Origin of the sequence: Lyngbya sp. PCC 8106, from assembly GCF_000169095.1 — a bacterium.
Taxonomy (GTDB): domain Bacteria; phylum Cyanobacteriota; class Cyanobacteriia; order Cyanobacteriales; family Microcoleaceae; genus Capilliphycus.
In genome coordinates this window covers 1-12,161 of sequence record NZ_AAVU01000063.1, presented here as the reverse complement: position 1 = coordinate 12,161, position 12,161 = coordinate 1, and the positions used below count along the sequence as shown (strand labels likewise).

General features: G+C 42.6%; 9 protein-coding genes. 5 read left to right on the top strand and 4 right to left on the bottom strand.

Annotated features, from left to right (window positions below):
* The first annotated feature begins 67 nt into the window (after positions 1-67).
* The 5 genes from btpA to L8106_RS32655 all read left to right on the top strand — a co-directional run bounded on the left by btpA (position 68) and on the right by L8106_RS32655 (position 6,724).
* A complete protein-coding gene (gene btpA / locus L8106_RS26855; RefSeq protein ID WP_009787693.1) occupies positions 68-916 on the top strand; it encodes a photosystem I biogenesis protein BtpA in 849 nt (282 codons plus the stop codon).
* A gap of 237 nt (positions 917-1,153) precedes the next feature.
* Complete coding sequence (locus tag L8106_RS26850) at positions 1,154-2,347, top strand: RNA-guided endonuclease TnpB family protein (RefSeq protein WP_009787692.1); 1,194 nt, start codon at positions 1,154-1,156, stop codon at positions 2,345-2,347.
* A 228-nt stretch (positions 2,348-2,575) separates the two neighbouring features.
* Positions 2,576-3,493, top strand: coding sequence for a vitamin K epoxide reductase family protein (locus L8106_RS26845; protein WP_009787691.1), 918 nt, complete (start codon positions 2,576-2,578; stop codon positions 3,491-3,493).
* A 336-nt stretch (positions 3,494-3,829) separates the two neighbouring features.
* On the top strand, positions 3,830-6,043 hold the full coding sequence (locus tag L8106_RS26840; RefSeq protein ID WP_009787690.1) for a CHASE2 domain-containing protein: 2,214 nt from the start codon (positions 3,830-3,832) through the stop codon (positions 6,041-6,043).
* A 480-nt stretch (positions 6,044-6,523) separates the two neighbouring features.
* Positions 6,524-6,724 carry a hypothetical protein gene (locus L8106_RS32655; RefSeq protein ID WP_009787689.1) on the top strand — a complete coding sequence of 67 codons (201 nt, stop codon included), beginning with the start codon at positions 6,524-6,526 and terminating at the stop codon, positions 6,722-6,724.
* A 37-nt stretch (positions 6,725-6,761) separates the two neighbouring features.
* On the opposite strand, the gene nadB is transcribed toward L8106_RS32655, so the two are convergent.
* The 4 genes from nadB to L8106_RS26820 form a co-directional block, all read right to left on the bottom strand.
* On the bottom strand, positions 6,762-8,456 hold the full coding sequence (nadB, locus tag L8106_RS26835; RefSeq protein WP_039897372.1) for an L-aspartate oxidase: 1,695 nt from the start codon (positions 8,454-8,456) through the stop codon (positions 6,762-6,764).
* Between the two features lie 348 nt (positions 8,457-8,804).
* Complete coding sequence (gene psbU, locus L8106_RS26830; RefSeq protein WP_009787687.1) at positions 8,805-9,233, bottom strand: photosystem II complex extrinsic protein PsbU; 429 nt, start codon at positions 9,231-9,233, stop codon at positions 8,805-8,807.
* A gap of 214 nt (positions 9,234-9,447) precedes the next feature.
* Complete coding sequence (locus L8106_RS26825; RefSeq protein WP_009787686.1) at positions 9,448-10,332, bottom strand: hypothetical protein; 885 nt, start codon at positions 10,330-10,332, stop codon at positions 9,448-9,450.
* Positions 10,333-10,388: 56 nt separating this feature from the next.
* Positions 10,389-12,161: transglutaminaseTgpA domain-containing protein (locus L8106_RS26820; protein WP_009787685.1), on the bottom strand; the 1,773-nt coding region annotated here is incomplete at its 5' end.

The window sequence follows — 12,161 nt, the reverse complement described above, 5'->3', positions numbered from 1 at the left end:
TAGCCTATCTCCTGACTTTGATGACTAGGAACTGGCTATTCTATTTTGGTGGTATAAGGTAAACCCTGTGGACTTAAAGGAAATTTTTCAAACATCCAATCCGATTATTGGTGTCGTACATTTACTACCGCTGCCGACCTCTCCCCGCTGGGGAGGTAATCTCAAAACTGTGATGGATCGAGCCGAACAGGAGGCGACTGCTCTAGCCTCTGGCGGTGTTAACGGTATTATTGTGGAGAACTTTTTTGATGCTCCCTTTGCCAAAGATCAGGTCAATCCGGCGATTGTCAGTGCAATGACGCTGATTGTACATCGGTTGATGAGCTTGGTCACAGTCCCAATAGGCATTAATGTCTTACGCAATGATGCGGAAAGTGCGATGGCTATAGCCTCCTGTGTCGGAGCGCAGTTTATTCGTGTTAATGTCCTCAATGGAGTGATGGCAACTGATCAAGGACTGATCGAAGGCAATGCCCATCGCCTGCTTCGCTATCGACGAGAACTCGGGAGTGATATCAAAATTTTAGCGGATGTTTTGGTTAAACACGCCACTCCTTTGGGTTTAGCTCATTTAAGTTCAGTGGTCAAAGAAACGATTGAACGGGCTTTAGCGGATGGGGTGATTCTCTCAGGTGTGTCTACGGGAAGTCCGCCAAGTTGGGAGGATTTAGAATTAGCCCGCAAAGCCGCAGGTCAGACTCCGCTATTTATTGGCAGTGGTGCCAGTTGGGAAAATATTCCGAAGTTGATTCAAGCCGCAGATGGTGTGATTGTTTCAAGTTCTCTGAAGCGACACGGACGGATTGACCAACCGATTGACCCCAGTCGAGTGCGGCAATTTGTGGAAGTTATGCAGCGCAGTTTATCGGCTTCTCCAGACCCGGAAAATTGGCAGGTAGACAAACAAAAAGTCTGAGTTTCCACTGGGGCTAGGACAATCTCTCAATGAAAATCTGTGTTTTTCGGTTTCAATCCTAGAGACAATCAGAGGATTTTAGTCAATTCTCAAGAATTAGCTTCTCAAATCTCAGTTCAAAATGACTAAGGAAAGCGGGTACAAGCCCCGTCGTTAACGACGGTTAACTCAAGTCGATGCACACAAACTGAGCTACGGGTGATATATTGTTGATCTACGCCAGACAAGCTAGCGTCAATGATCGTTTACGAATTCAAGGTAAAAGGGAAGCCATATCAATACAAGGCAATCGATGAAGCTATCCGAACCGCTCAATTTGTTCGGAATTCATGTTTGCGGTATTGGATCGATAATCGTGGACTCGGAAGAAAAGAGTTGTATCGCTACAACACCGAACTCCGAGCCATGTACCCTTTTGTTAAGGATTTAAACTCCCACGCTTGTCAAGCATCTGTAGAACGGTGTTGGTCAGCTATTGCTAGGTTTTTCGATAACTGTAAAAAGCGGTGCGACCCTGCTCCTTCTCAAGGAGCGAGCGGTCAGACCCCGGCGATTTTTAATCGCCCAGGGAATGCTGACCAAGAGAAGGAACGCGCACCAAGAGAGAAAATTCCTGGTAAGAAAGGTTATCCAAGATTCAAGAAAAACAGTCGTTCTGTTGAGTATAAACAGAGTGGCTGGAAACTTCTAGACCCCAAGCAGATCGAGTTCACCGATAAAAAGGGGATTGGAAAACTCAAGCTTGTCGGAACTTGGGATTTGGCATTCTATCCCGTCGAGCGGATTAAACGGGTAAGACTGGTTAGAAGGGCAGATGGTTATTATGTTCAATTTTGCATCCAAGTTGATGTGAAGATAGAAACAAAACCAACAGGGAAAACAATTGGGTTAGATGTAGGACTAAAAGAGTTCTACACTGATAGCAATAACAATACTGAACCCAATCCCCGTTTCTACAGAAAAAGTGAGAAACAATTAAGTTTTTATCAACGACGTGTTTCTCGAAAAAATATTGGCAGTGCCAACCGATTAAAAGCCATTAAACGACTAGGCAAAGTACACCTTAAAATAAGTAGGCAACGTGAAGAACACGCCAAGAAAATAGCGCGTTGCGTAATCCAATCTAACGATTTGGTCGCCTACGAAGATTTAAGGATTAAAAACTTAGTAAAAAACCATTGTCTTGCCAAGTCGATTAATGATGCGGGTTGGTATCAATTTAGAAAATGGTTGGAGTATTTTGGGAATAAATTTGGTAGGGTAACGGTTGCCGTCAATCCTGCTTATACTTCTCAAAATTGCTCAAGTTGTGGAACAATCGTTAAAAAATCTCTATCAACTCGAACTCACGTTTGCCAGTGTGGATGTGAGTTAGATAGAGATCATAACGCCGCAATTAATATTCTAAATTCTGCTTGCCCGTTCACTTGAGGTGACCTCAAGTGCGTGCGGGCAAGTCGATTCCCGACCTTGAGTACGGTAGGGCATACCGGAACTTGGATCTTAGATCCGAACGCTTCGGGAGATTCAACCTCTACTGTGATAGGAGGAATCCTGTCTCAGCAAGTCGAGTCGTAGAACGAAGAATCCCCGTTGTTTACGACTGGGAGTGTCAATAAGATCTAAAATTGATAGTCCTCTTTTAGCTGAAATTAAGTGATGATTGCCAAACGTTCTAATCCTTGGATTCATCGTTGGTCTCGCCCGATCACGGCTGCTATTGCCAGTATCGGTGTTGTCGAGACAACCTATCTAACTTGGGTCAAACTCACGGGCGGTTCTGCGGCTTGCCCGACAGACGGGTGTAACCAAGTGCTAAATAGCCCTTATGCCAGTGTTTTTGGTTTACCGCTGACTCTGTTTGGTTTGCTTGCTTATCTGAGTATGGGGGTGATTGCCATTGCCCCGTTGCTGGTTGACTCTCACTCTCAAAAATCTCTACGAGCTAATCTCGAAGAACAAACTCGACTGCTGATGTTTGCTCTGAGTACGGCGATGGTCGTGTTTAGCGGCTACCTGATGAATATTATGGTTGTCGAGATTGGAGAGTTCTGTCCCTACTGTGTGGCTTCGGCGTTGTTTGCGGTCAGTTTGTTTGTTCTCAGTATTTGGGGTCACGACTGGGAAGATGTCGGACAACTGTTACTCACAGGTCTAACGATTGGTATGGTGACACTGATTGGGGCTTTGGGTCTTTATGGTAGTATCAACGCTGACATAAAGGTTGTGACAACGGAAAATCCCTCAAAATCCGGTGAGATTACCACAACTTCGGGGCCGGCTGAACTTGCTCTCGCTCGTCATCTCCAACAACTCAACGCCAAAGAATACGGTGCCTACTGGTGTCCGCACTGCCAAGACCAAAAACAGCTTTTTGGTAAAGAAGCATTTGCTATGATCGATTATGTAGAATGCGATCCTAAAGGTAAAAATCCTCGACCCCAGCTTTGTAAAGAAGCAGGAATAACAGGATATCCGACTTGGGAAATTGACGGTCAATTCTATCCCGGTACTGCATCACTGGAAAAATTGGCTGATTTATCGGGTTATCAAGGACGGCGTAATTTTAAATATTAGGGTGAAATTAGCTATCGAAGACTTGTCACAATAACGACGAGCAACACTGTTAAATTGATAGTGTTACTTTGAGGTCAGGGTCAACGATTCAAACCATTGAGCCAATATCTACTTTTCCATCAGCTTTCAATTTTGCAGGAACACAAATAGATTTCTAAATGTTCCTGATTGCCTTGTTCTATACCCGTACAATCTAGCAAGCCGAATCTGCCTATCCTCGTGTGAATTTTTCAGGGAAGTTAGTCTTTCCAATCCTTTCTACACACCACACTAGATTCATCCCTAAGTGGGTCAAAAGCTTAATGGATCTAGATTATCAAGACAGGAGCTAGACGGTTGCTTTGGATACTGAGAACAAGAGTTGGAAAATTTCAGAAATATAAGCAAAAATTAGCATCGCTGACGGGATGGTTCTCCCAAAACCGTCGGGTGATCTTGACCTCTTCGAGTATTGCAGGAATTGTCATTGCTTTGCGGGCTTTAGGGTTACTACAACCTCTAGAGTGGTCTGTGCTGGATTTGTTTTTTCGTTGGCGACCTTTAGAGCCGATTGATGAGCGCATTCTGATTGTCGGAATTGATGAATCAGACCTACAAGCTTATGGCTTTCCCATACCAGATAATAAACTGGCTCAGTTACTCCAACAAATTAATGCAGCTGAACCGCAAGCGATTGGTCTTGATCTTTATCGAGATTTACCCACTGAACCCGGTTATGCGGAATTAGTCAAAGCTTTTCAAACGATTCCCAATATTGTTGGAATTGAAACTTTTGAAAGCGGAAATGGGGCTGCCGTGAACCCTCCTCCGATTCTTGCACAGAAAGATCAAGTCGGTTTCAATAATTTTATGACAGATACCGATGGGGTTGTGCGGCGAGGCTTGCTTCATGTTTGGTTTCCCGATGATGTCATTATTCAGAGTTTTCCGCTCAAGCTTGCGACTATTTACCTCGAAAATCAAGGGGTTTCTCTCCCCTCCTTGGCACCCGCTTCTGATTTTCCGATTGGAGAAGGTAATATTATCCGGTTTCGTAAAAATGACGGGGCTTATGTACGCGCTGATGCTGGAGGTTATCAATTTCTGGCGAATCTTCGCGGGCCATTGGGTCGGTTTCGTCAAGTCTCCATGACGGAGGTATTAGAAGGTCGAGTCTCCTCAGAGTTAATTCGCGATCGCATTGTTCTGATTGGCCCAACTGCTCCGAGTGTGAAAGATACTCACTTCACGTCTTACAGTGGGGGTTTGTTTCAATCTCGGGAAAAAATGTACGGGGTGGAACTGATGGCGAATTTTGTCAGCCAAATTCTCAGTACCGCTCTCGATAACAGAACTCAAATTCAGGTTTGGTCTGATCCCGTTGAATGGTTGTGGATTTTGGGTTGGTCTTGGGTGGGGGCGAGTTTGTGTTGGAAGTTACGAGCGCCTTATCGCTCAACGACGTTGGTTTTATTGCTGAGTGTGGGTTTGAGTGGGGGAGCTTATCTGATTTTTTGTTATGGATGGTGGATTCCTGTTGTTCCTCCCTTGATAACTTTGTTGGCTTCGGCGGCGGTTGTGGTTGGTTATTTAGCTCATTTACAAGGGGAATTTAAACGCTCTACTGATTTTTTGAGCAGTGTTATTAATACAATTCCTGATCCGATTTATGTGAAGAATAAAAATCATCACAAAATTGTGATTAATCAAGCTTATTGTAGGTTAGTGGGTTATCCGATGCAAACGCTGATCAGTAAGTCTGATTATGAGTTATTTCCCCAACAAGAAGCTGATATTGTTTGGAAACAAGATGAACTCGCATTTTATTTAGCGGGTGAACAAGAAAATGAAGAAAAGTTGACTGATGCTCAAGGAATAACACGCTTCATTGCCACGAAACGTTCTATTCATCGAGATGCGGCGGGAAATATCTTTTTAGTCGGTGTTATTCGCGATATTACTGAACGCAAGCGTTTAGAAGAAGAATTGAAAAGAATTGCGGCGGAATTAGAACATTATAATGCTCAACTTAAAGTTCACGCCGAACAAGATCCACTGACGGGTTTAGCGAATCGTAAAGTTTTTTATGAACGTCTCGCTCAATCTTTAGAATGGGCGACAAATAATAACAAATTAGTGGCTTTATTTTACTTGGATTTGAATGATTTTAAGATTATTAATGATACAATGGGTCATCATATTGGTGACTTATTGTTGAAAACAGTCGCCCAACGCTTGAATGATTGTTTACGCAGTAGTGATACAGTGGCTCGGCTAGGAGGAGATGAATTTACGATCATTTTACCGGGAATTCCTCGTAAAGCTGATGTTGCTAAAGTTGCTGAAAAAATTCTTCAGACGATTAATCAAGAAACTCATTTGGAAGGACACGTTGTCTCTGTGACGACCAGTATTGGGATTAGTGTCTATCCTCTCGATGCTCACGACCTCAATCTTCTCACTCAAAAGGCGGATGATGCCATGTATCAAGCCAAACGTTCGGGGAAGAATAGATATAAGTTTGCGACTTCATCACCTGAGTTTGATGTGCAGCCGTCCCCAGAAGATTAGCGGGGATATCTAGGATTTAAACTCAAGATTTAGCTTGTGAATATTGAAATCTGGCATCATTAATCAAGATGCCCAAAAAATCATTAACAATTTTGTGAAAGGGGTGGGGGTAAGATGTAGTCTAACAAGTCAGGTATTTCTACCTTCAGGGGGTGTTGCTATTATAACGACTCTTTTGCTGCAATTCAAGGAAATGCTAAACTTTTTCAGTAATTTTCCTCTAAAAACGGCGTTAATCAGCAATTTATTGAAGAATTTCTCAACTTTTTTGAGTCAAAAGGAGTATTCTCCGACCTCCGACTAAAGGCTGAGGGTCATAGCTTTCGTCCGTTGAAAAAAAATTTTGGGTGATAAACATTTAAGTTTGTACCAACTCCGTAAAAATACTGATATACTAAACACAACAGAAATCCTATTGATAATTCTTGTGGGTAAGTTGAGTTAATCAGGGGTATAAATTCCATGGGGTGCATAATTAGATTGACAACGACTGTAGCGCTGATCGCAGGTGTGCAGTTATCGATAGTAGAAGCGGCTCAAGCTCGCTTTGAACCCGAAAATAGAACGAATGAATTTAATGTGTGTCAGGTCACATCTGGTCATCTAGACTCGATTATCTGTCCTGTCAAACAAACGGAAGAACAGCCGCCGAACACCAATGGTAGCGGCGGAGGACGTTAATCACTCAAACTAAATACTCCTCACTCCTCCTGAAAATCTAGGTCATTAAGGGGGCTTTCCATGTTTGATCGCCTTGAGTTAAAGTATGGACTTGCCAGCTGGGATTGGTTTCAGGATAATCTTGACGATAATGACCCCCTCGGCTTTCTTGTCGAAAGGCAGAACTTTTAAGAATTAAATATCCAATATCGAGCAAGTTACAGGTTTCTCCCCATATTCTCAACTGGGAAGGCTCGATAGTTTGATCAAACTGAATGGTTTGTTGCGGTTGCAAGGTTAACAAAGTCTGACTCAAAGGAAGATTGAAGAAGGTTTGATGCCAAACTTCAACTTGAGAGAGAGCCTGATCTAACATCTGGCCGTCGCGACAAATTCCTGCACTTTGCCAAACCAAATCGGGTAACTGGGTTTTAATCTCCTTAATCTGATCATACTGCTCTTGCCAATCCGAAGGCAAAGAAAATTCGATCCCTTCCGAAGAAACAGGTAAATCTATGCTGGTATTCGCACATTGAAGTTTAGCCATCTGAGCGCCATAAACCAAACACTCTAGCAAAGAATTACTCGCTAAACGATTCGCACCATGTACACCCGTACTCGCGGTTTCGCCAATTGCATATAAACCAGGAATCGAAGTTTGGTTGAGGGTATCTGTCAAAATTCCACCCATCCAATAATGAGCCGCCGGAGAAACCGGAATCGGTTCTTCAAACAAGTTCACTCCCCACTGCTGACAAACTTGAATAATATTCGGAAAACGAGAGCGAATTTTTTCAGGGGGAATCGGACGTAAATCCAACCAAACATTCTCACAATTGGCTCCCGGAACCGCTCTCATTTTCTGTAAGTGATTAAAAATCGCTCGACTAACCACATCTCGGGGAGCGAGTTCTCCGTCAGGGTGATACTCAAACGCGAACCGTTTCCCTTGGTGATCAATTAAATGGGCACCTTCTCCCCGAACCGCCTCACTAATCAGAAACCGAGGCGCACCTGATATTTTCAAAGCTGTCGGATGAAACTGAACAAACTCTAAATCTCGCAGTAACGTCCCTGCTCGCCAAGCCATCGCCACTCCATCCCCCGTACTGACACTAGGATTTGTCGTCTGGGAAAAGACTTGTCCCCCCCCTCCTGTCGCTAAAACCACGGCTGATGCTCCTATCCATCGCACTTGGCGGTTACAAATGACACTAATGCCTTGACAGTGTTGCGTTTGTGGATCTAGCCACAAGTTTAAGGCAAAAGCCGGACAGACAAGCTGAATATTTTGGCGGTTGAGAACCTGTTCCGCGAGAATACTAACCACCGCTCGACCGGTTGTATCTGCCGCATGAAGGACTCGATGGCGAGAGTGAGCGGCTTCTAGAGTTAAGGCTAAATTTTGGTCATGTCGGTCAAACAAGACTCCCATTTCGACCAAACGATGAATACATTCAGGGCCGTGAGAAACCAAGAATTCAACCGCAGATTGTTCACATAAACCTGCTCCAGCTTTCAAAGTATCTTTCAAATGCAGACGAGGTGAGTCATCAGCAGAAATAGCCGCCGCAATACCTCCCTGCGCCCAATCACTAGCGGACAGGGGAAGGATGTCTTTATTGACTAAACCCACATGGAGATGAGTCGGTAAACACAAAGCAGCATATAAACCTGCGGCTCCTGCCCCGACGACTAATACATCAAAATGGTTGGGTATATTGACAGGAGATAATGGATCAAAATGGGTCATATTCAGGGTCACGGTAAAGGATGGCTATGCCCGGATATTATAGAAGCTCGGGCTTTACCCCGACTACCTAGAATTTCTTGATCATAATATTCTTAATTTTTTTCATAAAAATAACAATGGTTTTCTAGCATCTGTTCTTAGAGTTTGTTGTTTCTTTGAGGTTTAACTCAATCGAGACTTTTTCGGCTAAACACTCAACCTTCTTTGAATCAGACTGGGTTATTTGTCGAGAAGACTTCTCTGGGGACTTAAAAGCTCCCGTTATCGCTGACAGACTCTAACGGGAGTTATTTTCTAATCAGAATCTACTTTCAAAACCGAAAACCTGAATTGAAAATCTCAGCCAGTCTAGTCGTAGGTTCCTGTATTCAAGCGGAAGTTTCCTTCTTGTAAAACAGAAGCAACTGGAGTGACTGTAAATTCATCTAAATGAGTTTCCAGAATTTGTTTTTGACGCTCTGTTAATCCCTCCATTTGGAGGACATCCTCAACTGAATCAAAGGGGGCTTGATCAACAATCATCGAAGCGAGAGTGGGAAACATCCCCCGCAATTGTCTAAATTCTCGAATCGAACTATTGTTGAGATCGAGCTTCTCTCCAAATTCGCCTAACTTTTGGTCCGCCCGATTTCTTCGTTGTTCAACCGCCAAAAGGGGAGAGACAACAGGTAACTTATTCAGACTCAAATTAGCTGCATAAGCATTCTGATGTCCAGCCCATCCTAGACAACTTATTAATAAACCTACTAGAACTAACAAACGACCTAATTGTTTCATTGATATTTTTCTCCCAACTGATCTAAACAGCAGTGACAAGTACCTCGTGACACACTCCACGCCCATTGGCGGTGGATCTAATTAAAGTGATTGCAGTCACCTTAATGCAGTCATTACCCTACTGTTATGGTAATATACCGCACTCTTGACACCATGAACACCTGTTAAGATTGCTGTTTGATCAAAAAGCGTTTTTTTGACAAGACTGTTCAAACTAATATCTTAGTCCGACTCCTAAACCTAAACCGTAAATTTTTGTGACTTGATCATCGATATTGAAAATCACCTTAATTCCGCTTCCATCAGGATTCATCCATTCATAGGAGGTTTTAAAGTTTTCGTCTCCATCCGGGTTGAAACTTGGATTGGGCTTTCCCTCTGTTCCCATGATGGATGAGACTTGATTATAGGTCATTCCCATTTGTAGTTGATAATATTGTTGACGTGTGGCTAAAGTTTGGCCTTCGGGTGTTTGAGAGGGAATGGGATCTCCACCCATGACATATTCGTTTAAATTGTGGGTAATAATGGAACGAACTCGATTATCTTGATCAAAAACAACACTAATACCCGTATTGTCTGGGTTTAACCAGTGATAGCGAGTTTGAGAAGAATCACCACTCGTATTGTAGAGTTCTTTGTCACTTTTTCCCTCGGAACCCATGACTGTTTTGACTTCCTCATAGGTCATCCCGATTTTGAGTTGATTATAGTAATCTATTGTAATAGGACTTTGATATAAGTTTTGGAGTCGATCATCTTCTGTTCTTGATAAGTTTGTATGTAGGGGAGACATTAAGTTGTAAGAACCCAGATTAATCACTTCGTTTTCTGGACTAAATACAACTGTAATGGATGAACCATCGGGATTAATCCAATGATACATCGTGCGAGCATCTTCTTGATCGGAATTCTCTCGAAACCCCTGATCCCGTTCTCCGGGTTCTCCTCCCATAATGGCTTTGACTTCTTCATAAGTCATTCCATGGCGAATTTGATCATATTCGACTTTAGTAAAAGGGTTAAAAGGAGTAGCATTAATCGGTACGGAAAAGAAACAGTTTAAAACCAATCCGGCTGTAATTAGAATTCGTTTCATTCTTGAGTTCTCCTCATCCCTGAATAGTATTAAATGACTAAAACGATTAGATCTAACTATTTTAAACCTCTAAGCTTTTGTTTTTTCAACCGTTTAAGGTGAGCTTTTCTTAAATTATTGATCAAGATTTTCATTTGGTTTAAATTGGCTGATTTTCCTCCATATCGCCACTGCATATAAGTCTGAGAAACTTCCTCAATCACCTCAGTTTCATCGACAGAATGATATTGTTGCATAGAGTGAGCATATTCTAAAGGCGTTTGTGCGGCAGACTTCTGATATCCTTTTGCCGCTAAAAGCTTCAACATCTGTTGATAAAAACGTTCTTCAGGAGGCAATTTAGACAACCAACGACGATAACGCCAAACTTGCCAGCGATCAAATCCTAACCACCCCAAAAAACTCACTGCTAATGCCACGAATAAGGCGGTAAATAAACCCACCCAGCCCTGAGCAAACAGAGTTAAAAACCACCGAATACTTCGCGCTATCCACAGGAATAAGGTGCCGAATATTGTTTGTAAAATACTCGTAACTGGAGACGGTAGCCAACCCGCTATCCATTGCCAAAATGAACGCAATGCACTAAAAGTTTGGTTTTCTTCGATAGAAGGTGGTATTAAGTCCATACCAGGAATGGGATTAAAAGCAAACCAACCATACTCAGGAAAATACACCTCTGTCATGGCATGAGCATCGGTATTTTTGACGATATATAAGCCTGTAAAGGGATTAAATTCTCCCGAGTCAAATCCCGCCACTAATCGAGCTGGAATGCCTATAGAACGCAGCATTATCGTTAAAATCGTTGCAAAATGATCGGGATAACCACCCGTAATTGTTTCGTTGGGTGGACTGTCTTTGTATCCAAATAAAAAGGCTTCGACTAAATCTTCATCTTCTCGTAAAAAGGGAGGTGCTTCTTGAAGACGATAAACCGGATTTTGTTTGAGGTATTGAGCGAGATAGAGTGCTTTTTCGTAAGGGTTATCAAGAGGAATTTTAGTTTGGGAAACTTGATTAACGTTTTGTAAGATTTCTTCTGTTTTCTGACGAACTTTATCTCGAATTTCTTCGGGAACTTCTAGATAATAATCTGTGATTTTCTTGGGGTATTTCGTTGAAGTTTCTTGCAGGAAAGAACGATTACGAAAAGGAACTTGAGAGACAACAGTATAGGTCATTCCTTCTCGCAAATCTAACGGCGATCGCAAATTTCGTTCAGCATCAATTGCTAATTCTTGAGTTGGGAAATACACTTCTTTTGCCCAAGGCATAGAAGGAAGTAAGTTTGGGAGTTGAGAAATAATCGTATAACTTTGAACAATTTCTCGGGTTTCACTGGCTGTAATGAAAGGGTAAAGCAGAAATTGATAAGACCAAGATGGACGGTTGATCACAGACATTTCATCATCATCATTGCGGGAAATTTCCCACCCTTGACCCGTATATTGATCAAAAGCAACAACCCGCCAAAATCCTCGGGCTTGCGATCGCACACGCATCACGACTTTCGGAGTTAATTGACCCCGTAAATTTTGGTTAATTTGGGTATCAAAACCATAGTAAAAAGTCGAATCAAGTTGACCTGCGCCTCGACGCGGACTGCGCCCACTGCTGCCATCTTCAGAGTTATTTTCTGAGTTGTCTTCCGAGGCATAACCGGGATTAAAAACACGAGTCCCATCAAATTGACCTTGAGGTAAATCAATCGGAGAACTCACCGGAAAAGAGCGCAGTTGATAACTCGGAAAACGAGGTAAGAGAGCAAAAATAAGTAGTCCGAGAACAACAACAACAATAAAGCTAACGCCTAAAAATTTTACATT

Coding starts and splice junctions, on each gene's coding strand:
- L8106_RS26850 (WP_009787692.1), top strand. CDS start 1,154: ATGATCGTTTACGAATTCAAGGTAAAAGGGAAGCCATATCAATACAAG.
- L8106_RS26845 (WP_009787691.1), top strand. CDS start 2,576: ATGATTGCCAAACGTTCTAATCCTTGGATTCATCGTTGGTCTCGCCCG.
- nadB (WP_039897372.1), bottom strand. CDS start 8,456: ATGACCCATTTTGATCCATTATCTCCTGTCAATATACCCAACCATTTT.
- psbU (WP_009787687.1), bottom strand. CDS start 9,233: ATGAAACAATTAGGTCGTTTGTTAGTTCTAGTAGGTTTATTAATAAGT.
- L8106_RS26825 (WP_009787686.1), bottom strand. CDS start 10,332: ATGAAACGAATTCTAATTACAGCCGGATTGGTTTTAAACTGTTTCTTT.